This is a genomic window from Chryseobacterium viscerum, from assembly GCF_025949665.1.
GTDB classification, from domain to species: Bacteria; Bacteroidota; Bacteroidia; order Flavobacteriales; family Weeksellaceae; genus Chryseobacterium; species Chryseobacterium viscerum_A.
Genome location: NZ_JAPDFT010000001.1, coordinates 489,914 through 512,836, shown reverse-complemented (window position 1 = coordinate 512,836; position 22,923 = coordinate 489,914). Strand labels below are relative to the sequence as shown.

Genomic DNA, 22,923 nt, shown 5'->3' with positions numbered 1-22,923 from the left:
GATAATCATCAGGATTTTTTCTTTTACATTAATTCTGTTTTAATATTTCCGTAACTTTCGGGATCTTTTTATACTAATTGTAAAAAGAATAATTTTAATGCTAAAAGCCGAACATATTAAAAAGACCTACAATGCCGGAAAAAAGGTCGCCCTGGATGATTTCAGCATCCATGTTCCCAAAGGTAGTATTTACGGCCTTTTAGGACCCAACGGAGCCGGAAAAACTTCTTTTATCCGCATCATTAATCAAATTACTCAGGCAGATTCCGGAGATATCTTTATCAACGGACAAAAACTGAACCCGGATCATATTAAAGACATTGGCTACATGCCCGAAGAAAGAGGATTGTACAAAAACATGAGTGTTGGCGATCAGATTTTATATTTCGGGGAACTAAAGGGAATGAGTAAAAGCGATGCCCTGAATGAAGCCAAAAAATGGTTTGAAAAACTGAATATCGACCAATGGTGGAAGAAAAAACTCTCTGAACTATCTAAAGGGATGGCACAAAAGATCCAGTTTGTAGTAACGGTTCTTCACAGACCTCATCTTTTGATTCTTGATGAACCTTTTTCGGGTTTTGACCCTGTAAATGCCAACTTAATCAAAGATCAGATCATTGATCTTAAAAATAACGGAACAACCATCATCCTTTCTACCCACAGAATGGAAAGTGTGGAAGAAATGTGTGATTATGTTGCTTTGATCAACAATTCTAAAAAAATCATTGACGGAAGGGTTTTTGATGTAAGGGAAAAATTTAAGAAAAATATTTTTGGAGTTACACTTTCTGATGTCAGCAGCGATCAGTTTGATTATTTCAAGAATAAGTATGACATCTTCAATTTATCGAATGAAAATAATCTTGTTTCTTTTGACCTGAAAAATGAAGAGAGTCAGAATAATGTTCTTCTAGATCTTGTACAAGTGGGTAAAGTGAGATCATTCGATGAAAGAATTCCTAGCATGAATGAAGTATTTATTAATGCTGTAAGTAACCATCCTTAAATTTTATGAATAATATTTTTTTAATTACCAAGAGAGAATTTCTTACACAGGTTAAGAAAAAATCCTTTATCATATTAACACTGCTGGCGCCCATAATGATTATTGCTTTTGGGGCTGTGGTTGGATTAATGTTTAAGGCGAATGAGTCACACAGTATTATAGAAGTGGTTGATAAAAGCGGATTGTTTATGAATCAGCTGAAATCTAATGATAAATTAAATTACGTTTTTGTTTCGGCTGCAGATGAAAAATCCAAGATCAACAATTTAAAAGGAAATGAATCCCTGGATGGTATTTTGATTCTTCCGGAATTGAAAAATCAGAATTTCGATGCGCTTGAAAAAGAGGCAAGGCTGGTGATCAACAGCAAAATAGGATTCGATACAAAGCAGCAAATTGTTTCTGACATCAGCAATGTTGTTAAAAAAGAAAAAATTAAACAACTGGGCATTCAGGAGACTCAGTTAATTGATCTTGATAAAAGCTTTACATTAAAGACCATTAATGTTACGGATAATAATAAAGAGGATTCTGATCTTGCTTTTGGGGTTAAATCAGGGCTGAGTATGATCCTGATGTATGTCACCTTTATGTTTATCATTATATATGGTGTAAGGGTAATGCGAAGTGTACTTGAGGAAAAGAACAACCGTGTTGTGGAGATCATTATTTCTTCTGTAAAACCTTTTGAACTGATGATGGGTAAGATTCTGGGGGTAACTATGGTTGCACTGACACAGTTTCTGATCTGGATCACGATGTCTGTCATCGGAGCATTAGTTCTGAATACAGGCTTCTCACCTCTTCAGAAAAATATTCCGGGTGGAAATGATGAGATTGCAAGTAAACTGGATGTGGGACAGCTCGCTACCCAGATCTCTCACAGTTTGCTGGAATTGAATTTTCCACTGATCATTTTTGTATTCATCGTTTTCTTCCTTTTAGGATATATTTTTTACAGTTCTATTTATGCAGCAATTGGTTCTGCAGTAGATAACGAAACAGAAACCCAACAATTTACTTTATTTGCCATTTTGCCATTGACATTGGGGATGTATGGAAGTTTTACCCTGATGAACAATCCGGACGGGCCATTAGGCTTCTGGCTGTCCATCATTCCGTTTACTTCACCGGTTGCGATGATTGCAAGAATCCCATTTGGAGTTCCTGCCTGGCAGATTGCACTGTCTATTGCATTATTGCTGGCGACAACTATTTTTATGATCTTCCTGGCCGGAAAAATCTATCGTGTAGGTATCTTGATGTACGGTAATAAAGCTACTTTAAAAGAGCTTTGGAAGTGGATTAAAGGATAATAAACGAAAGGGCTGAAGAGTATAAAGCTCTTTTACAATTAAAAATAAAAAATCCCGGAAACTTAGTTTCCGAGATTTTTTATATTGAGAGCTATTCTATTTGAATATATAGCTTAAGGTAAGTGCAATTACCTGTTCTGATTTTTTCTTATCACTACCGCCTTTTTCTTTTGCAAGACCAGGGTAAGTATCAGAAAGTCCTAAATCATATTTTAAAGCTACTTCAAGTTGTCTCTTATAGCTATATCCTACGCCTAGTCCAAGTCCCCAGTTAAAGCTTTTTGCTTTTCCGTCTACTCCTGGTTGTGTAGGATCAGTAACGTCCGGATCATAATAAGGTCTGCTTATAGGAGCATTCTTTACGTCCTGACTTACTAAAAAGTTAAATCTAGGTCCAATCAATCCAAAGAATTCCGATTCAGCTTCTGAAAAGTATCCTTTGAAATAAAGTGGTACACTCAGATAGTTGTTTGCATATACTGCATCATAACCATCTTTTCCTTTAGCGTCTTTATCTTTCCCGGTTTCTCCTGCACCATAGTACAAAACTTCGGGTTGTATAAAGAATTGGTTTGCCTTCCCTACGGGGATCAAAGCCAAAGCTCCACCTTGGAAGGTAAATCTTGGGCCAGAGGGATTGTGGGCATTTGCTACTCTTGAGTAGTTTAAACCTGCTGTAAGACCAAATCTTGTATTATTCCATTGCACCTGTGCAAAAGATAATGCAGAAAGCGTCAAAGCTGAGGCTAATAAAAGTTTTTTCATATGATGTGGTTTTATATTATCCTAGAATTTTTGCTACAGTAGCACCAATATCAGCAGGAGAGTCTACAACGTTGATACCGTTTTCTCTCATGATTTCCATTTTTGCCTGAGCTGTATCTTCAGCACCACCTACGATAGCACCTGCGTGTCCCATTGTTCTTCCTTTTGGAGCTGTTTGCCCAGCGATGAACCCTACAACTGGTTTATTAGAACCACTTGCTTTGTACCATCTTGCAGCTTCAGCTTCAAGACCTCCACCAATTTCACCGATCATTACAACAGCTTCAGTTTCAGGGTCATTGATAAATAATTCTAATGCTTCTCTTGTAGTTGTTCCAATGATTGGGTCACCACCAATACCGATAGCGGTAGAAATACCGTAACCTGCTCTTACTACCTGGTCAGCAGCTTCGTAAGTAAGGGTACCTGATTTTGAAACGATACCTACTTTACCTTTTTTGAAAACGAAACCTGGCATAATACCAATTTTAGCTTCTTCAGAAGTAATGATTCCAGGGCAGTTTGGTCCGATTAATCTGCAGTCTCTGTCAGCAATATAAGATTTTACTTTTACCATATCAGCTACAGGAATACCTTCCGTAATACATACAATCACTTTGATACCTGCTTCAGCAGCTTCCATGATAGCGTCTGCTGCAAATGCCGGTGGTACGAAAATGATACTTACGTTTGCTCCTGCTTTTTCAACAGCATCAGCCACTGTATTAAATACCGGTTTTCCTAAGTGCTCGCTACCTCCTTTTCCTGGAGTAACACCACCTACTACATTTGTTCCGTATTCAATCATCTGACCAGCGTGGAAAGTTCCTTCGTTCCCTGTAAATCCTTGTACAATTACTTTAGAATCTTTGTTTACTAAAATTGACATTTTATTGTTGTTTTAATTTATTTATTATTTTATTAATGCTCACAAATTTACTTAAATTTCTTTGATTTTAGATAAAACCTTTGGAATAGTTTATTTGAGATTTCTCAGCTTTACTTCTTTTTTGAGATAAGTTTTGAAATCTTCGGCAAACATCCCGATATAGATACCTTTTTCCAGATCTCTGTTTACTCCTGTTTTTCCCAAAATTACAGATCCTGCCTCAATTTTATTACCGGAAGCGATTCCTACCTGTCCCCATAATGTCACCTCATCTCCAATGATGCAGCATCCTGCAATTCCTACCTGAGAAGCAATAAGACATTTTTTCCCGATAACGGTATCATGTCCCACCTGAATCTGGTTATCCAAAACAGAACCTTCTCCAATGATGGTAGAATCTGTAACACCTCTGTCTATGGTGCAGCCATTTCCGATCTCCACATTGTTTTCAATAACAACATTTCCTACAGAAATCAGGCGGTCAAAGTTTCCATTTAATTTTCTGTAATAAAATGCGTCACCTCCTAAAACGGTGTTGGATTGAATAATAACATTATCTCCGATTTCCGTACGATCACCGATCACTACATTAGGGAAGATAAGGGTATTTTTTCCGATTTTCACATTGTTTCCGATTACTGCTGAAGAGTGAATCCTTGTACCCTCTCCTATTTCAACATCGTGAAGTTCTTCTGTGAAATTATATATTCTGGTAAAATGAGTATTGATTTTATTAAAGTCTCTGAAAGGATCATCAGAAACTAAAAGCGCTTTGCCTTCCGGGCACTCTACTTCTTTATCAATTAAAATAATAGTCGCTGCAGAGTTTAATGCTTTGTCATAATATTTAGGGTGGTTCACAAAAACGATATCACCTGGCTTTACCATATGAATTTCATTAGTTCCCAATACTTCAAAGTCTTCCGGACCAACAAATGCTGAGCCTATTAAATCTGCAATCGTTTTAAGCTTTTGCGGAGAATGGAATCTCATAACAATAGATTTTCTTATAAAACAAAATTCGGACTGCTAATGCAAACCGAATTTATGTAAATTTTATTTATTATTTCACTCTTTCTAAGTAGCTGCCGTCTTCAGTGCTTACTTTAATTCTGTCTCCCGGTTCAATGAACAAAGGAACCATTACTCTTGCTCCTGTTTCAACGATTGCGTTTTTAAGAGCGTTAGTTGCCGTGTTTCCTTTTACACCCGGATCAGCTTCGATAACATCCAGATATACTGACTGTGGAAGTTCAGCAGAAAGCGGAGTCTCATCAGCTTCTTTCAGAATGATTGTTACTTCTTCACCAGCTTTCATGAACTGAGCGTTTTCAATCATTTCTTTATTGATGTATAATTGAGAGAAGTCATCATTGTTCATGAAGTGGAATCCGTTCTCATCATCATACAGATACTGGAACTTTCTAGTGATTACTTTTACTTCATCAATTTTGTGTCCTGCAGAGAAAGTATTATCAATTACTTTACCGTTAGTCACTGATTTTAATTTTGTTCTTACGAAAGCAGGTCCTTTTCCTGGTTTTACGTGAAGGAACTCGATTACTTTAAAAATATCATTGCTATATTCGATGCAAAGACCTTTTCTGATATCGTTACTTGTTGCCATTAATTTTGTAAATATTTATTTTCTTTTATTAAACTGTATTCCTTGCCCTTGCGGCATCATTCTGTTAAATGTATTATTATTGAACGTATTCACATTATTATTCAATCTGTTTACATTCATCTGAAGATCAGTTTTATATTGATCGGTTGTTCCTAAAATTGAACTTCCGGTATTTTTCTGTTTCAGAATACTATTTACGTTATTCTTTGCAATACTATCATTAGATACTTCGGAAAGTTTTCTTTCTATGGTAAAGGGGTTTTCCTTTTTTCCAGTTTCAGGCTTTTCCGTCTGCTGTGCAAACAAAAAAGAAGTTGCAGAAAGCGCCGTAAGTACAATTAAACTTTTCATTGTCTGATAGTATTTATCATTAATTACTCTCTTTCCTTTCCGGTACCATATCCTTTTACGATACCTCTAGGTGAGTTTTGAATAAACTGTAAGATTTCATCTCTTTCAGCCGTTGGAAGCATTTCTTTTTCAATATGGGAAATAGCCTGAGAAACGTTCATTTTCATCTGGAATATTGCTCTGTAGATTTTCTGGATTTCAAAGATTTTCTCATTGGTAAATCCTCTTCTTCTTAATCCAACAGAATTGATACCTGCATAAGACATAGGCTCTCTTGCAACCTTTACGTAAGGTGGAATATCTTTTCTTACCAAAGTACCTCCGGAAATCATGACATGTTTTCCGATTTTACCAAATTGGTGAACAGCAGATAAGCCTCCCATTACCGTATAATCTCCAATCTCCACATGTCCTGCAATACCACAACCGTTTACAATGATAACGTGATCTCCGATAACGCAATCATGGGCAATATGTGAAGTAGCCATAATAAGGCAGTTCGCTCCTATTTTAGTATATCCTAGAGCTTTTGTACCTCTGTTTACTGTAACACATTCTCTGATTGTTGTATCATCACCGATAATTACCTGAGTATCTTCACCATCAAATTTCAGATCCTGGGGAATTGCAGAGATTACAGTCCCAGGAAAAATCCTACAGTTTTTTCCTATTCTTGCACCATCCATAATGGTAACGTTAGGACCAATCCAGGTTCCTTCTCCAATTTCTACGTCCCCTGCAATAGTAGTAAATGGTTCTACGATTACATTTTTGCTGATTTTCGCGCGTTTATCTACGGCTGCTAATTGATGAATCATTTAATCAACTTTATTTTTTGCAACTTGAGCCATAAGCTCTGCTTCTACTGCTACTGTATCTCCTACGTATCCATACCCCTGCATATGAACAATTCCTCTTCTGATAGGCTCTATCAATTCAATTTTGAATATTAGCGTATCTCCAGGAATTACTTTTCTCTTGAATTTCACCTTATCAATTTTGATGAAATAAGTAGAATAGTTCTCAGGATCCGGAACGCTAGCCAGTACCAGGATACCTCCTGTCTGTGCTAATGCTTCTACCTGAAGTACTCCAGGCATTACAGGTTCTTTAGGGAAGTGTCCAACGAAGAATGGTTCGTTCATCGTCACGTTTTTCAAACCTACTACATGAGAGTCTGAAAGCTCAAGAACTTTATCAATCAATAAGAACGGGGGTCTGTGAGGCATAAGCTTCATTATTCCGTTGATATCGAATACTGGTTCTTTTGTCAGGTCAAAATCCGGAACGTTTTTCTTTTTCTGCAATTTCCACTGGCGGTTTAGTTTTTTCGCAAACTGAGTATTCACAAAGTGTCCCGGTTTGTTGGCAATAACTTTACCTTTTATTTTTACACCTGCCAAAGCCAGGTCACCGATTACATCCAGTAATTTGTGTCTTGCGGCTTCGTTAGGATAGTTTAAATTAAGATTATCAAGAATACCGTTTGGTCTGATGGATACATTATCTTTACCAAAAGCTTTCTTTAATTTTTCTGTAGTTTCAGGAGTAAGATCTTTATCTACATATACAATGGCATTGGAAATATCTCCACCTTTGATCAAACCGTGATCTAAAAGCATTTCCAATTCATGCAGGAAGCTAAATGTTCTTGCTGATGAGATTTCGTCTTTAAATTCTGAAATATTTTTAAGAGTGGCATTCTGAGTACCTAATACTTTAGTCCCAAAATCTACCATTGTTGTTACTTCGTAAGTATCTGAAGGAATAATTGTGATTTCCGAACCTGTTGCCGGATCACTGTAAGTAAGAACTTCTTTTACAACCAGATATTCTCTCGCTACCCCCTGTTCTGCAACACCAACGCTTTCAATAGCTTCAACAAAATATTTTGAAGATCCATCCAGAATAGGTGGCTCAGAGGCATCCATTTCTAAGACCGCGTTATCAATATCACAACCCACAAGAGCTGCCAAAAGGTGTTCGCAAGTGGTAATTTTTACCCCTAATTTTTCTAATGTAGTTCCTCTTTCTGTTGCTACAACATAATTTACATCTGCTTCTACCTGAGGATGTCCCTCCAAGTCTGTTCTTACAAATACAAAACCTGTATTTTCTTTAGCAGGTTTAATGGTAAGTTTTACTTCTTTACCCGTATGAAGGCCAATTCCAGAAAGAGTTACCTCTTGCTGAAGTGTTTTTTGCATATCACTCATTAGTATTATCTTTTGAGTTATTCTCAAGATTATTTATTCTATTTACGATTCCAGGCAGATTCCTGAAATGAACATAACTCCTCAAATAGTCATTATAGCTGATGGCTGGTGAGCCATACAATGTTTCTCTATCATTAACGCTGGAATTCACACCACTCTGAGCCTGAATTTTCACCTGATTTCCTATTTTGATATGTCCTACGACGCCTACCTGGCCTCCAATCTGATTCCAGTCTCCAATTGTAGTAGAACCTGCAATTCCCGCTTGTGCTGCAATTACGTTGTTCTGACCTATTTTCACATTATGGGCAATCTGAATCAGGTTATCAATTTTGGTTCCCTTTCCTATAATGGTAGAGCCTATTGTTGCTCTGTCAATACTACAGTTTGAGCCGATCTCAACATCGTCTTCAATAATTACATTTCCAAGCTGCGGTATCTTTTTGAAACCTTCGGCTGTTGGCTGGAAACCAAAACCGTCACCTCCAATTACCGTATTGGAATGAATCACACAGTTATCCCCAATAATACAATAGTCGTAAATTCTGGCTCCACTGTCTATCTTACAGTTTTTACCAATTTTCACTCCTTTTCCTATATATACATGCGGATAGATCTGTGACCCTTCCCCAATTTTAGCTTTCTCAGAAACATAAGTAAATGCTCCGATATAGGCTTTATCTCCTATGACAGCCGTATCATGAATGGAAGAACCATTTTCTATACCTTCTTTTCTTCCCTGCATTTCCTGATATAAATTCATCAGAATCTGAAAAGAAAGATAGGCATCTTTTACAACGATTAAGGTAGGGTTATAATTATTTTTCTCCAGAAGTTTTTCCGAAATGATGATAACAGAGCATCGTGAGGTATCCAAGAAATGAGAAAATCTATCTTGTGCTATAAAAGAAAGATGTCCTGATTCCCCATTTTCAATTGGTGAAACCCCTGTAATAAGTGCATTCTCGTCACCTATTATTTTTCCGTCAATAAAACTTGCAATTTGCGAAGCTGTAAATTCCATATTCTGCAAAGATAAGAAATTCTAGAATTTGCAAACATTTTTTGGTTTCAGATCGTAAATTTTAATATTATTTAAGAGTCTAGCCCGGAGATATCTCTTGGAAACATAAGGATATAGCGGGTTGTCTTATTTACAATTAACCCCGATAAAAGCTGATCTTCTGACTCATGAAGCCTCGTTCTTTTACCATTTTTATGCAATAAATAGATTGGCTGCTTCTCCGCATGATAGGGTAAAAGTTTTCTTTTTATTTCATGAACCAATTCTTTTCCATTGTTGATTTTGAAAAATTCATTGGTGTTTTTTATTTTTTCATCAATTATTTCCTTTCCAAATTGATGCGATGAAATAATTGTTTTAGGTAAATTTCTCTGAATTACACATTTACACCAATATGACAACACAAAATCATCCGTATTCTGCCACTCTTTCATCGCCTGGATCACATCATTATCATCAAGGCTTGTAAATCTCTCTATATCTTCATCCGTTGCTGCACTCTTTTCGCGGTATAAAAAATATTTCAGATTCTCGGCTGCAGGAAGCTCTGTTCCCTGGGAAATCAGATATTTTGCTCTTTCAAGGATCTTAACCAAAAGAAATTCTGCCAATGCTGAAGTTTTATGGTAATACACCTGCCAGTACATGAACATTCTGGCTGTCAGAAAATTTTCAATAGAATAAATTCCTTTTGCATCAATTACCAGTTCACCTTCTTCACAGACATTCATCATGGAAATAATTCTCTGGGTATTAATATTTCCTTCCGATACACCGGTAAAAAAGCTGTCTCTTTTCAGATAATCCAGACGGTCAACATCCAGCTGGGAAGAGATCAATTGGTTGAAAAATTTTCTATGATATTTCCCCTGAAACATTTCAATAGCCATAGATAACTGCCCATCAAACTCCTCATTTAGCTTATTCATAAGAAGTAAAGAAAGGTTTTCATGATGCCAGTCATCCATCAGCATACTTTCAAGCGCATGAGAAAACGGACCATGACCAATATCATGCATCAGAATAGCCAGCATCGCTCCTTTTTCCTCTTCTTCAGAAATTTTTACTCCTTTCTGCTTTAATGTTTCCAATGCAGTAAACATCAGATGCATTGCTCCCAAAGCATGATGAAATCTTGTATGAGTAGCTCCTGGAAATATCAGGTTCAGAAGTCCGGTCTGCCCGATTCTTCTTAATCTCTGAAAGTAAGGATGCTCAATGATATCAAATAAAATTTCGTGGGGAATTTTGATGAATCCATGAACAGGATCGTTGATGATTTTTAGCTTATTCTGCATTGAAACGTCAATATTAGCAAACAAAGTTAGGCATTTTAAAGTTTAGGCTTTTATTAAATTACTATTAAAATATACGGCTTAAAAACGGATAACACTCATGTTTTTAACAAATAATACCTTTTTAATACTATTGAAAATCTCTCTGACTCATTTTTATTTTTAATTCATATTTTTTTGAAAACCTTTTGCAGTTGTTGCAGCAAAGGACTACCTTTGAGAGAAAACACGATAACCCTTAATGAGAAAATATTCTCTTTTCCTCTTATTACTTTTAAGTTTAAATTTTTCTGCACAAATTCTATCCGAGACCCAAAAACTGGAATCTCTCTGTCGGATTTGGGGATTCTTAAAATATTACCATCCTCATGTAGCAAAAGGAAATCTGAACTGGGACAAACAGCTTTTTCAGAAGATTGATGAACTTGACTCTATTAATGATATACAGGCGTTAAATAATTTTTATTCTGACTGGATCGGGAGTCTCGGAGAAGTTACCCCTTGCAAAGAATGTTCAGTAAAGGAAGATAAAGTATATTTTCTTAAGAATTTTGATCTGAGCTGGATAGACAATCGTCAAATTTTCACCAGAGATCTGTCTCAAGAACTTCATTATATTGAAAATAACCGGAATCTTGGAGATAATCATTATTTCGGAAAAGGCGGAAGAAAAATATATTTCAGAAATGAAAGGTCCTACGGTTCAAAATTCACATCAAAAACCGTCAGTTTATTGGAGCTATTCAGATATTGGAATTATGTAGAGTACTTTTTTCCTTATAAATATGAAACTGATCAGAACTGGAATGATGTTCTTACAGAAATGATTCCCAAGTTCCTTATGATTGATCGTGATGAAAGTTATCATTTAGCATTGGCAGAACTGGTTGCCAAAACGGATGATTCCCATGCCTATCTTTCATCAAAGGAAATCCTGTTTCATCAATACGGAAACCGAAGAGTGCCTGCGGAGTATTCCTATGCGGAAGGAAAACTTGTGGTTACAAAGATCAATGCTACAAGATTCAGGGATAAAAGCCCGCTTCATGTAGGGGATGTTATTTATGATATTGAAGGTAAAACGATTCCGCAAATAGTGAACAGCTTTGGAAAATATATTCCAGCTTCTAATTCCTGGGGTAAATTCAACAAAGCAAAAAGCAAACTTCTTTTCAGCAACAGTGATTCTATTACTGTAAAAATTGAAAGAGAAGGCCAAAATCTGGAAATAAAAACCAAAACTTATTTTGCGAAAGATATTATTCAGGAAAAAATGACGCCTCCCAAGAAATGGAAATTCATTGATCATGAAAAGAAAACCGGCTATGTCAATATGGGAATTATAGAGAAGGAAGATCTGAATGAAATGTACAGCAGCTTACAATCTGCCAAGTCAATTATCTTTGATCTTAGAAATTATCCTAAGCAGACTATCAGACCTTTAAGTTATCTTCTTCTTCCGGAGTCTTCAGTTTATTATCAGTTTACTTTTCCGGACACCAGCTATCCCGGAAAATTTTACAGCAGGAAAAATAGTATAGGCAGGAAGAATCCCGGATACTATAAAGGGAATGTAATCGTTTTAGTAGATGAGAATACACAAAGCCAGGCCGAGACAACCACAATAATGTTCAGGCAGCATCCTAAGTCTAAAATCATTGGAAGCAATACTTCGGGAGCCAACGGAGATGTCATTATGTTTAAAATTGCAGATCTTGACACCCGGTTTTCAGGTCTGGGTGCTTATTATCCGGACGGAAGGGAGACACAGAGAATCGGCATCACTCCAGACATTCTTGTGAAACCGACTGTGGAAGGCCTTAAAAACAGAAAAGATGAAGTTCTGGAAAAAGCTTTAGAATATATAAAAACCACTGATTAAAGTAAACAAAAATGTGAAATATCAAGCGGTATTTTCATTTAACTAATATTTAACTTTTAATATTTCTATTTTGTGAGATTTTAAAAGGATTTGGTCAACATTTTGATAGAATAACCGTGTAAAAAATAAATTATGTCAGAAAAGATATTATGGATAGATGATGAAATAGATTTACTTAAACCTCATATCGTATTTTTAGAAAAGAAGGGTTATCAGGTAACCCCTGTAAATAATGTGAACGAGGCTTTGGAACTTATGGATTCAGAGAAATTTGCTTTAACGTTAATTGACGAAAACATGCCGGGTATCTCCGGACTGGAAGCCATCCCAATGATTAAGGAAAAAGATAATTCCCTAAAAATTGTAATGGTTACCAAAAGCGAAGAAGAACACATTATGGAAGAGGCTATCGGATCTCAGATTGCCGATTATATATTAAAGCCCGTAAATCCTAATCAGATATTACTTTCCCTCAAAAAAAACCTTCAGGAAGATAACCTGGTGGAACAAAAAACCATTCTACAGTACCAACAGGAATTCAGAAACCTTTCTATGGAACTTTCATACCTGAGAACGTATCAGGAATGGGCGGAATATTATAAAAAAATTCTTAGTTGGGAGATCAAATTTGATAAGGTTGCAGATAATGAATTTGCAGACCTTCTGCAGTCTCAGAAAGAAGAAGCCAACATTCAGTTTGCCAAGTTTATTGAAAAAAATTACACAGACTGGCTGGTTGATTCTGACAAACCTTTAATGAGCCATACACTTTTCAAAGAAAAAGTAAAACCTGAAGTTGAAAAAGAAAAAGTTCTTTTACTGATGGTAGATAACCTTCGTTATGACCAATGGAAAGTGATTGAACCTTTATTTACAAAATACTACAACAAGATTTCAGAAGACTATTACTACAGTATCCTTCCTACCGCTACTCAGTATGCGAGAAATTCTTTCTTTGCGGGATTAATGCCGTCTGAAATTGAAAAACGTTTTCCGGATAAATGGTTTAATGATAATGAAGAAGGAAACAAAAATGAATTTGAGCGTGACTTCCTGGAAGACCAAATGAAGAGAATAGGTTTGGGCTCAAAATCTATGAAGTATCTTAAAGTACTGAATGCCGATTTTGAAAGAAAGATCTATGATGATTTCAATCAGCATAAAAATAATGATCTGCTGGTTATCGTATACAACTTCATTGATATTCTTTCCCACGCAAAAACAGACAACCACATCGTAGATCAGCTGATCCGTGATGATAAAACCTTCCGCTCTCTTACCTTCAACTGGTTTGAAAACTCTTCTTTGCTGAAGATTATAAAAACAGCGGCAGAAAACGGCTATAAACTGGTCATCACTACGGACCACGGAACGGTATATGTGAAAAAGCCAAGCAAAGTGGTAGGAGACAGAGAAACTTCTACTAATATCCGATATAAAACAGGTAAAAGTTTAACGTATGACGACAGTGATGTATGGGCGATTACGAATCCTGAAAAACTTTTCCTTCCAAAAGGAAACTTAAGCTCGAAATATATTTTTGCTAAAAACAATATATTCCTGGCTTATCCTAAAAATTACAATCATTTCGTTAATTACTATAAAGAAACCTACCAGCATGGAGGAATTTCACTGGAAGAGTGTATCATTCCTATCAGCATTTTAGAACCCAAGTAGTTTTTTTCATAGTTTATTTAATTTTGGGTTTAAAGCGGAAAAAATCGAATGATTTTTTCCGCTTCTTTTTTATAGTTCATATCTTCGTAAAAAAATAAATCATGTTTATTATTTCGCTTACCTATAAGAGTTCTTTTGAAAATGTAGAACGTCTTATTCCCCAGCATAATATTTTCCTTAATAAGCATTATGAATCCGGGAAGTTTATTGCTTCGGGAAGAAAAGAACCCAGAACGGGAGGTATCATCATAGCTAATGCAGAATCTAAACATGAAATTGAGCAGATCATTTCTGAAGATCCTTTTTATATTCATCAAATCGCAGATTATGACATCACGGAGTTTATCCCTTCGAAATACAATGAAAATTTTAAACTTTTTATAGAAGACTAATGAAATTAATCACATACAACGTCAATGGAATCAGAGCCGCTTTTACAAAAGATTTCCTGGGTTGGCTAAAAACTGCTGATCCGGATATCATCTGTATTCAGGAGAGTAAAGCCGGAAACGATCAGATAGACATCGAAAGCCTTGAAAAATTAGGTTATCACAGTTACTGGCACTCAGCAGTAAGAAAAGGATACAGCGGGGTCGGAATTGCCTCAAAAATCAAACCCAATCATGTAGAGTATGGATGTGGCATTGAAAGCTATGATAATGAGGGGAGAATCATTCGTGCAGATTTTGATGGCTTTTCAGCTATTTCTGTATATGTTCCTTCTGCATCTAATATTGAGAGACTGGATTTTAAAATGCAGTTCTGTCATGACTTCCTGGAGTATATCAAAAATTTAAAGAAAGAAATTCCTAACCTGATTATATCCGGTGACTTTAATATTTGCCACGAAGCGATCGATATTCACAATCCTGAAGGTTTAAAGAATGTTTCAGGGTTTCTTCCTATGGAAAGGGAATGGATGACCAATTTCATCAATGAATGTGAACTGATAGATAGTTTCAGGTTTTTCAATAATGATCCGGACAATTATACATGGTGGAGCTACAGACAAAATTCCAGAGCCAGAAACAAAGGATGGAGACTGGATTACAACTTCACCTCTTACAGTTTAAAGGACAAGCTCTCCAGAGCCGTTATTTTAAAAGAAGCAGTGCATTCTGACCATTGTCCTGCTTTATTGGAATTGGATGTATAGACGTTTGATATGTATCCATACAAAAAGCCAGCTGAATCAGCTGGCTTTTTTTTAATTTAAATCATAAAATTAATCGACAATTTCATATTCGACCGGAATTGTACCATGACTGATATCTCCAATCTCATCGAACGCAGCTTTAGACATATCTAAAGATCTTGATGAATGGTAAGGCCCTCTGTCATTAATTCTCACTATTACCTCTTTACCATTTTTAAGGTTAGTAACCTTAACGTTTGTTCCAAATGGAAGCGTTCTGTTTGCCGCAGTAAACTTTGAGTTATCAAAGATTTCTCCGCTAGCAGTTTTTCTACCGTTAAATTTATCGTGGTAGTACGATGCATAACTTGTTTTTTTCGCATCTAAGGCATTACTCGTAAAAGAATAAACACCTAAGGTTGAAATCATCATTATGATTACGAGAATGAATCTTTTCATCATTTTGAACTTTTATTGGTTTTGACGGGACAAAAGTATCAGGAATCTTTATAAAACCCTATCCCATATGTTAAAAACAGTTAACAAAACCTTAAATAAATCTTAATCAACCTTGCAACACCCTATGAATAGGGGTTTTAAACCACACTGTTAAAAAGTGTTAAAAAAAAGCTTTAAAAGTTAACATAATTAACTAATTTATGCATAATTTTAAAAAAACAATTTTAAAAATAACTGATAATCAATCAATTAAGTTTCACACAATGTTAAGATCTGAATTAATAATTGATCTTTAAAAATTAAAAATCTTAAAATCAGATTCTGGAAAAAACTGCTTATAGAAGGTCCTTCCCCTTATAATATCATCTTCCCTGATCAGATTTTAACAGCTTTATATTCTGTTAAAATTTATAACTTGATTCCTTATTCATTAAATATCAACACCAATTGCTTAAAATATTGTTTTTAATATCTAATAAATTCATAAATCTCTTCTCTTTTAAAAGTAAAAAAACCAATGATCTCTCATTGGTTTTTATTTATGTAATTAAATTAATTCTCTATTTTAAATATTCTAATACATAATCGTATGTACCGTTAGGATAAACTACAGACATGCTAGGAGAACCTGTAATTGCATTTCCTGGAGTTGTAACCGGATTATAAGAATATAAACTTCTATCATAAACAGTGTTTGTACCTGCTTTATAGATTGTAATACCATACATAGTAGTCATTCCTGTAGGAGCTGGGATATTAACTGCTGTAGAAGTACCATTTGCAGTGAAAGTTCCTTTGATAGCATAAAGCTGCTTATCAACACCCGGGCTTACATTGATAATAGTATTTGTAGTTGTTTCTGCTGTTCCTACAGTTACTTTTGGTGAAGTAGAAAGTGAAACCCATGTACCTGTAGCCGTAGCGAATCCATTTGCAGTTCCTCCGGTAGGATTTGAGAAATAGTAATATCCAGGAGTAACATTGGTAGCAACACCAGAAACTGTAGTTCCTGAAGCGGTGTTGTAAACTATCATCCCATCATAAGCCGTTGGGAAGTTATCTTCGTCAGTAACAGGAGTAGCAAATGTAAAGGTTGTTAGATTTGTTCTTGGGAAAACAAGTCCTTTTCCGTCATTAGCACTGTCTGTAAAACCTCCGGCACTTCCTGATGCATCTAAGAATGCACCTTGCCCGTTTATATTTCCACTGGCGAAACCGTTTGTTCTAACCTGTGCATTTGTATATTGAAACATTGCCAAAGAAGAGGCAAGAACTAATAATATTTTTTTATTCATGACTAAATCTGTGTAAAAAATTAATAATTATTGAGCTGAATAAGATTGCCAAGCAGTTCCATCATAGATAAATCCAAGACCTCTACCATTAAGAGACATTGAATTAACTGAAGCTGCACTTGCTCCATTTACAGTAAGTGTACCTCCACCTACTTTAACAAGGGTAATACTTTTTCCTTTTGTTGCTGCACTTACTGGGATTGTAGATAAATCAGCGTTGGTTGTAAGAAATACATAGCCATTTAAATCTGCTGCAGATAAATCTGTACCAGTAGCTGAAGTTCTTACAGTAGGAGCTACAGGAGCAACTACACCACCTCCACCTACAGTAATCCACGTATTCGTAGTTTGGCCATCATAGTAATAAAAGCCTACTGCTGTAACGTTTGTAGTTTTAGGAGTTGCTGTACCGTCAATCGTCGTAACGAAAGCAAGCGCGCCATTTTGAGCTGCGGTATAAGCTGCATCTTTAGCTAATAATTGTGCTCTTGTCATACGAGGGACTAATAAGGCATCAGGTCTAGCGTTGTCAGTAGTATTTGCTACTACATCTAGTGTTGCGGCAGGTGTGGTTGTGTTAATCCCCACTCGCCCCTGCTGAGCCTTAGAAAGGGCCGAAAGGCCAACAAGCATAATTGCTGTTAATAAAAATTTTTTCATAAGTTTTTAAAGATTTTTAATTACATTTTTTTTCATCAATATTCCCAAAATGGAAGATGCATCTCAACTTGTGAATATCATAGTGAAGCCATCTTATTAAAATACCATTTTAATTGCATTTTAGCTTCATTTAAACGATTTAACTCATTGAAAGCATATTATTTAAAAATATTGCTTATTGCGCAAATTTAAGACATAATTTTTGAATTTATATACTTTATAAAAGAAATTTGATAAATCTTAATTATGTAAAATATTAACAAATTGATTATCAATAAAATAAAAACAAACCACCGAGAAAATTCTATGTTAATTTTCGTTAATAGCTTAATTTTATAAATCTTATTTTAAACTGATTAGTAAGCATTTAGCTAGACTAATTCTCCGTATAAATCAAACTCTTCAGCCGAAGTAATTTTAACATCTGCAAACTCGCCTATAGAGATATAGGTATCTTCTGCAGAAACCAAAACTGTATTGTCCACATCTGGTGAATCATACTCTGTTCTTCCGATAAAATAATTCCCTTCTTTACGGTCAAAAATACATCTGAATATTTTCCCTACTTTTTCCTGATTCTTTTCCCACGAAATCTGAGACTGCAATTCCATGATTTCTTCTACTCTTGCCTCTTTTACCTCCTGTGGAATATCATCTTCCAATACATAAGCTGTAGTATTCTCTTCATGAGAATAAGTAAAGCATCCTAATCTGTCAAACTTCTGTTCTCTCACCCAGTCTTTAAGCTCTTGAAATCTTTCTTCTGTTTCACCAGGATATCCAACAATAAGCGTTGTTCTGATCGCCATATCCGGAACTTTTTCTCTGAACTTGCCTAAAAGAGCATCTGTTTTTTCATGGGTAGTTCCTCTCTTCATTGATTTCAACAAATCGGAATTGATATGCTGAAGAGGGATATCTATATAGTTACATACTTTAGGTTCTTCACGGATAATATCGAGAACATCTTCCGGGAAACCGCTTGGGAAAGCATAATGAAGACGAATCCATTCTACACCTTCTACCTTCACCAATTCTTTTAAAAGATCTCCTAACGCTCTTTTCTTATAAAGATCAAGACCATAGTAAGTAAGATCCTGTGCAATAAGGATTAATTCTTTTGTCCCTTTTTTTGCCAGTTTCTGAGCTTCTAAAACCAGTTTTTCAATAGGAGTTGATAGGTGACCTCCTCTCATCAATGGGATCGCACAGAAAGAACATGGTCTGTCACAACCTTCAGAGATTTTAAGGTAGGCATAATGTTTTGGAGTAGTTGTAAGTCTCTCTCCTACCAGTTCGTGTTTATAATCTGCCCCAAGATGTTTTAAAAGCATCGGCAGGTCTCTTGTTCCGAAATATTGGTCTACATCCGGAATTTCTTTTATCAAATCCGGCTTGTATCTTTCTGATAAACATCCTGTAACGAATACTTTTTCAACCTCTCCTCTATTCTTAGCCTCAACATAATCAAGGATGGTATTAATAGATTCTTCTTTAGCATTATCAATAAATCCGCAGGTATTGATAACAACAATGTCGCCACGGTCTTCATGAACCACTTCTTTGCCATTAGCTTTCAGCTGGCTCATTAATACTTCAGAATCATATACATTCTTGGAACATCCAAGAGTGACTACATTGATTTTCTTCTTCCCTACAGATTTTGTACGCATCGTTTTGATTTTGAGTCTGCAAAGATACAAAATATTGAAGAGTTAAGAATTAAAAAAATGAAAACCACTTTTATAAAGTGGTTTTCAGGGATATAATTTAAAAGTTTTTGTCTTTAAATCCAGGGGCGTTCTGGTCTTTTTCCGAAAGTATGGCGTCTTTTTCATCAAGTTTCCAATCAATATCAAGATCCGGATCATTGAACTTTACGCTGCCTTCTGATTCTTTGTTATAAAAGTTGTCACATTTATAGGAAAATACAGCATGGGTACTTAATACGGCAAATCCGTGTCCAAAACCTCTTGGTACATAAAGCTGTAGTTTATTTTCTGCGGTAAGCTCTATTCCGAACCATTCTCCAAAAGTAGGAGAATCTTCTCTAAGATCTACAGCAACATCCCACACACTGCCTTCAAGGCATGAAACGAGTTTTGCCTGTGCATGCTCTCCTTTCTGAAGGTGCAGTCCTCTTAATACTCCATAAGATGATCTGGAAACATTATCCTGTACAAAGTGGCCGTTCATCCCTGTCAATTCTTCGAATTTTTTTTCGTTGAACTTTTCAAAGAAGTAGCCTCTCTCATCTTCAAATATGGTAGGCTCTATGATATAGCAATCTTTAAGCGGGGTTTCTTTAATTTTCATAATAGTAAAAAAACTCTATTTCAATATGGTTATTATTGTTTTAAATAAAATCTTTGTATCATTTTTGAAAGACATATTTTCAAAATAGTCAAGATTCATTTTTACTTTATTCGGAAATAATATTTCATCATTATATACCAAAGGATTCTCCTGGCTGTTCAGAAGATTTTCTTCGTCTCTGTATTTTATACTTGCTTCAGAGGTTAACCCTGGCTTTAATTCCAGAACTTTTCTATCTGCTCCGGCCAATTTATCGTAATATCCTTCGATATCAGGTCTGGGACCCACAAAACTCATATCACCTTTTAAAATATTAAACAATTGGGGAAATTCATCAAATTTAAATTTCCTGAGGGTCTGCCCGATTTTGGAGCATACTCTTTTGTTATCGTGAATTGTTTTAAATTTAAATATGGTAAATGGCTTTCCATACTGGCCTATCCGGGTCTGAAAAAAAATCCCGTTAGAAGATGTGTCGAGACTTGCAATCAAAAATAAAATAATCAGTACCGGCATAAGAAAGAGGATCAGTATTACCGCTAAGATAAAGTCAAAAACCACTTTCCAATATTTGTACTGATTCATTAAATTCAATGATATTAAACTCCGAAATAGTTACGGATTACGTTTGCTATTCTTTCTCTGTCATCATCTGACAAGTTGGACCCTGACGGAAGACACAGTCCGTTATCAAAAAGATTTTCGGAAATTTTTCCTCCGTAATAAGGAGAAGATTCAAAAACCGGCTGTAGGTGCATAGGCTTCCAAAGTGGTCTTGATTCAATATTATCTTCTAAAAATGCAAGTCTTAAGTCTTCTCTGTTTTTCCCTGTAACCTGTGGATCAACAATGATAGCTGATAGCCAGTGATTGGAATAAAAATCATTTCCAGGCTCTGAAAATACAGTTACTCCTTCAATATTTTTGAAGATCTCAAAATAGAAATCATGCATTGCTCTGCGGGCTGCCACTCTGTCTTTAAGGACTTCCATCTGTCCTCTTCCTATTCCTGCAACAATATTGCTCATTCTGTAGTTGAAACCAATATGTGAATGCTGATAGTGAGGTGCATTATCTCTTGCCTGAGTAGAAAGGAAAACAGTTTTGTTTTTATCTTCCTGAGTATGGCAAACCAAAGCTCCACCTCCTGATGTGGTAATAATTTTGTTACCGTTAAAACTTAATACTCCAAAACGTCCGAATGTTCCGCACGCCTGTCCTTTGTAAGTAGAACCAAGAGCTTCTGCAGCATCTTCTATAACAGGAATCTGGAATTCCTGAGCGATAGCTGTAATTTCGTCCATCTTTGCCGGCATCCCATACAGATGAACAACAATAATTGCTTTAGGCTTCGTTCCTTTTTGAATTCTGTCTTCAACGGCTTCTCTTAAAGCTTTTGGACACATATTCCAGGTGTCCGGCTCGCTGTCTACAAAAACAGGAATTCCTCCACAGTAAGCAATAGGATTGGCTGATGCTGAGAAAGTCATTGACTGGCAAATAACCTCATCACCATGTTCTACTCCACATTCAATAAGTGCAAGATGTAATGCTGCAGTACCCGCAGAAAGGACGGCAACTTTTGCATTTTCACCTAAAAACAGCTCCAGATCATTTTCAAGTCCATCAACGTTAGGCCCCAATGGTGCGACCCAGTTTTCTTCAAATGCTTCGTTGATATATTTTTGTTCATTACCTCCCATATGGGGTGAGGACAACCAGATTTTAGTATTCATATTATTCATGGAATTTTATTGGTTTGGCTGGTATTCCGACTGCTGTACAATTTGCAGGAAGACTTTTATAGACTACTGCTCCTGCTCCAACAATAGTATTTTCACCGATTTCTAAAAGATTTATAATTTTTGCACCTGTACCTACGTACACAGCTTCATTTACAACTACTTCTCCTGAAATATTAACTGTCGGCATGAATGAACAATAATTTTTTATCACAGTATCGTGCCCTACAGTGCAAGAAAGATTAAGGATCACAAAATCTTCGATTTGAATATCAACAGTAATAATAACTCCTGCACAGATAATATTTCCCTTTCCTATTTTGGTATTATCCAGGCCAATAATTACCGATGGATGTATTAATGTTGGAAATTCAATATTAGGATTACTTATTCCCTGTATAATCTTTTTCTTTGTTTTAGGGTCTCCTATTGCTACGGCAATACACAAAGGATGATCTACTTCATTTATTTTTTCAATCTTTCCTAAGTAAGGAACTCCATTAATATTATGATCATAATGTTTATCATCATAAAAACCTAAAATTTCAAATTGTTCATCTTTCTGGTTGATATGATCGATCAGCATCTTCACCTCACGTCCAAATCCTCCTGCTCCAATAATTGCTATTTTTTTCATATTTTAAATATTTCCTTTAAAAGGTTCCATTGTTGCTTGTCCTTCTTGTGAAATTCCTTCTCTTATAAAAACTTTTTTGGCTGTTAAAAAGAAAATTTTCACGTCTAAGGTAAATGATATATTTTCTACATACCATACATCATAATCAAATTTTTGATTCCATGATATTGCATTTCTACCATTTACTTGTGCCCACCCTGTAATTCCTGGTCTTACCTCATGTCTGCGCGCCTGATTTTCATTATACAGCGGCAGATACTGAACCAAAAGAGGTCTAGGCCCAATAAGAGACATATCCCCTTTAAGTACATTAAGTAATTGTGGAATTTCGTCCAGAGATGTTTTACGGACAAATGCTCCCAGAGCTGTTAATCTTTCTGCATCTGATAAAAGGTTTCCTGTAGAATCCTTTTTATCATTCATTGTTTTAAACTTTATAATTTTAAATACCTTACCGTTTTTACCAGGTCTCCGTTGAAAGAAAAAGGGTTTACCATTGTTGGAAAGAAATAATCCAACCATCACGATAAGAAAAATTGGAAGTAGAAAAGTAATTCCAATGAGAGCAACTACAAAGTCGAAAATCCTCTTTAAATAATTTTTGTACATTTTTAGAAATTAGGTGTAT

24 protein-coding genes are annotated in these 22,923 nt (G+C 35.7%); 6 read left to right on the top strand and 18 right to left on the bottom strand.

Features of this window, described 5'->3' with window-relative positions; all coding sequences use genetic code 11:
- Positions 1-97: 97 nt before the first annotated feature.
- Positions 98-1,009, top strand: a complete 912-nt coding sequence (locus tag OL225_RS02425) for an ABC transporter ATP-binding protein (protein ID WP_264517151.1) — start codon at positions 98-100, stop codon at positions 1,007-1,009.
- A gap of 5 nt (positions 1,010-1,014) precedes the next feature.
- The gene (locus tag OL225_RS02420; RefSeq protein WP_047378733.1) at positions 1,015-2,325 is read left to right on the top strand and encodes an ABC transporter permease; all 1,311 of its coding nucleotides are present in this window, start codon (positions 1,015-1,017) and stop codon (positions 2,323-2,325) included.
- Positions 2,326-2,421: 96 nt separating this feature from the next.
- On the opposite strand, the gene OL225_RS02415 is transcribed toward OL225_RS02420, so the two are convergent.
- The 9 genes from OL225_RS02415 to OL225_RS02375 form a co-directional block, all read right to left on the bottom strand.
- Positions 2,422-3,090: a porin family protein gene (locus OL225_RS02415; RefSeq protein ID WP_047378734.1), complete on the bottom strand. Its 669-nt coding sequence runs from the start codon at positions 3,088-3,090 to the stop codon at positions 2,422-2,424.
- Positions 3,091-3,106: 16 nt separating this feature from the next.
- Positions 3,107-3,979: a succinate--CoA ligase subunit alpha gene (gene sucD / locus OL225_RS02410; protein ID WP_047378735.1), complete on the bottom strand. Its 873-nt coding sequence runs from the start codon at positions 3,977-3,979 to the stop codon at positions 3,107-3,109.
- 90 nt (positions 3,980-4,069) lie between these two features.
- Positions 4,070-4,972: an LpxD N-terminal domain-containing protein gene (locus tag OL225_RS02405; RefSeq protein ID WP_264517150.1), complete on the bottom strand. Its 903-nt coding sequence runs from the start codon at positions 4,970-4,972 to the stop codon at positions 4,070-4,072.
- A gap of 70 nt (positions 4,973-5,042) precedes the next feature.
- Positions 5,043-5,606, bottom strand: coding sequence for an elongation factor P (gene efp, locus OL225_RS02400; RefSeq protein ID WP_047378738.1), 564 nt, complete (start codon positions 5,604-5,606; stop codon positions 5,043-5,045).
- A gap of 15 nt (positions 5,607-5,621) precedes the next feature.
- Positions 5,622-5,957: a hypothetical protein gene (locus OL225_RS02395; protein ID WP_264517149.1), complete on the bottom strand. Its 336-nt coding sequence runs from the start codon at positions 5,955-5,957 to the stop codon at positions 5,622-5,624.
- Positions 5,958-5,980: 23 nt separating this feature from the next.
- Positions 5,981-6,775: an acyl-ACP--UDP-N-acetylglucosamine O-acyltransferase gene (gene lpxA, locus OL225_RS02390; RefSeq protein WP_047378741.1), complete on the bottom strand. Its 795-nt coding sequence runs from the start codon at positions 6,773-6,775 to the stop codon at positions 5,981-5,983.
- Positions 6,776-8,173, bottom strand: a complete 1,398-nt coding sequence (locus OL225_RS02385) for a bifunctional UDP-3-O-[3-hydroxymyristoyl] N-acetylglucosamine deacetylase/3-hydroxyacyl-ACP dehydratase (protein WP_047378743.1) — start codon at positions 8,171-8,173, stop codon at positions 6,776-6,778. It lies immediately after the preceding gene.
- A complete protein-coding gene (gene lpxD / locus OL225_RS02380; RefSeq protein ID WP_047378745.1) occupies positions 8,166-9,197 on the bottom strand; it encodes a UDP-3-O-(3-hydroxymyristoyl)glucosamine N-acyltransferase in 1,032 nt (343 codons plus the stop codon). Before lpxD ends, OL225_RS02385 begins: the two co-directional genes overlap by 8 nt.
- Before the next feature lie 71 nt (positions 9,198-9,268).
- Positions 9,269-10,495 carry an HD domain-containing protein gene (locus tag OL225_RS02375; RefSeq protein ID WP_264517148.1) on the bottom strand — a complete coding sequence of 409 codons (1,227 nt, stop codon included), beginning with the start codon at positions 10,493-10,495 and terminating at the stop codon, positions 9,269-9,271.
- Positions 10,496-10,733: 238 nt separating this feature from the next.
- On the opposite strand from OL225_RS02375, the gene OL225_RS02370 reads away from it, so the two are divergent.
- From OL225_RS02370 to OL225_RS02355, 4 genes are all read left to right on the top strand, one after another.
- Entirely contained in the window at positions 10,734-12,374 is a 1,641-nt protein-coding gene (locus tag OL225_RS02370; protein ID WP_264517147.1) for a S41 family peptidase, read from the top strand.
- 132 nt (positions 12,375-12,506) lie between these two features.
- The gene (locus tag OL225_RS02365; RefSeq protein ID WP_047378748.1) at positions 12,507-14,051 is read left to right on the top strand and encodes a bifunctional response regulator/alkaline phosphatase family protein; all 1,545 of its coding nucleotides are present in this window, start codon (positions 12,507-12,509) and stop codon (positions 14,049-14,051) included.
- Positions 14,052-14,152: 101 nt separating this feature from the next.
- Complete coding sequence (locus tag OL225_RS02360; protein ID WP_264517146.1) at positions 14,153-14,443, top strand: YciI family protein; 291 nt, start codon at positions 14,153-14,155, stop codon at positions 14,441-14,443.
- Positions 14,443-15,207 (top strand): exodeoxyribonuclease III, encoded by a 765-nt coding sequence (locus OL225_RS02355; protein ID WP_047378750.1) that lies wholly within the window; start codon positions 14,443-14,445, stop codon positions 15,205-15,207. The genes OL225_RS02360 and OL225_RS02355 overlap by 1 nt, the downstream gene beginning before the upstream one ends.
- Positions 15,208-15,276: 69 nt before the next feature.
- Here the strand turns inward: OL225_RS02355 and OL225_RS02350 are convergent, their stop codons facing one another.
- From OL225_RS02350 to OL225_RS02310, 9 genes are all read right to left on the bottom strand, one after another.
- A complete protein-coding gene (locus tag OL225_RS02350) occupies positions 15,277-15,648 on the bottom strand; it encodes a septal ring lytic transglycosylase RlpA family protein (protein WP_034699143.1) in 372 nt (123 codons plus the stop codon).
- 557 nt (positions 15,649-16,205) lie between these two features.
- Complete coding sequence (locus tag OL225_RS02345) at positions 16,206-16,940, bottom strand: hypothetical protein (RefSeq protein ID WP_047378751.1); 735 nt, start codon at positions 16,938-16,940, stop codon at positions 16,206-16,208.
- 27 nt (positions 16,941-16,967) lie between these two features.
- Positions 16,968-17,573: a hypothetical protein gene (locus OL225_RS02340; protein ID WP_156118483.1), complete on the bottom strand. Its 606-nt coding sequence runs from the start codon at positions 17,571-17,573 to the stop codon at positions 16,968-16,970.
- 398 nt (positions 17,574-17,971) lie between these two features.
- A complete protein-coding gene (gene rimO, locus OL225_RS02335) occupies positions 17,972-19,273 on the bottom strand; it encodes a 30S ribosomal protein S12 methylthiotransferase RimO (protein ID WP_047378754.1) in 1,302 nt (433 codons plus the stop codon).
- A 97-nt stretch (positions 19,274-19,370) separates the two neighbouring features.
- Positions 19,371-19,916, bottom strand: a complete 546-nt coding sequence (rfbC, locus tag OL225_RS02330; protein ID WP_264517145.1) for a dTDP-4-dehydrorhamnose 3,5-epimerase — start codon at positions 19,914-19,916, stop codon at positions 19,371-19,373.
- A gap of 15 nt (positions 19,917-19,931) precedes the next feature.
- Positions 19,932-20,501: a sugar transferase gene (locus tag OL225_RS02325; RefSeq protein ID WP_047378757.1), complete on the bottom strand. Its 570-nt coding sequence runs from the start codon at positions 20,499-20,501 to the stop codon at positions 19,932-19,934.
- A gap of 14 nt (positions 20,502-20,515) precedes the next feature.
- The gene (locus tag OL225_RS02320) at positions 20,516-21,652 is read right to left on the bottom strand and encodes an aminotransferase class I/II-fold pyridoxal phosphate-dependent enzyme (RefSeq protein WP_047379536.1); all 1,137 of its coding nucleotides are present in this window, start codon (positions 21,650-21,652) and stop codon (positions 20,516-20,518) included.
- Position 21,653: 1 nt separating this feature from the next.
- Positions 21,654-22,295, bottom strand: a complete 642-nt coding sequence (locus tag OL225_RS02315) for an acetyltransferase (protein WP_047378758.1) — start codon at positions 22,293-22,295, stop codon at positions 21,654-21,656.
- 3 nt (positions 22,296-22,298) lie between these two features.
- Complete coding sequence (locus OL225_RS02310; RefSeq protein ID WP_047378759.1) at positions 22,299-22,904, bottom strand: sugar transferase; 606 nt, start codon at positions 22,902-22,904, stop codon at positions 22,299-22,301.
- Positions 22,905-22,923: the final 19 nt, after the last annotated feature.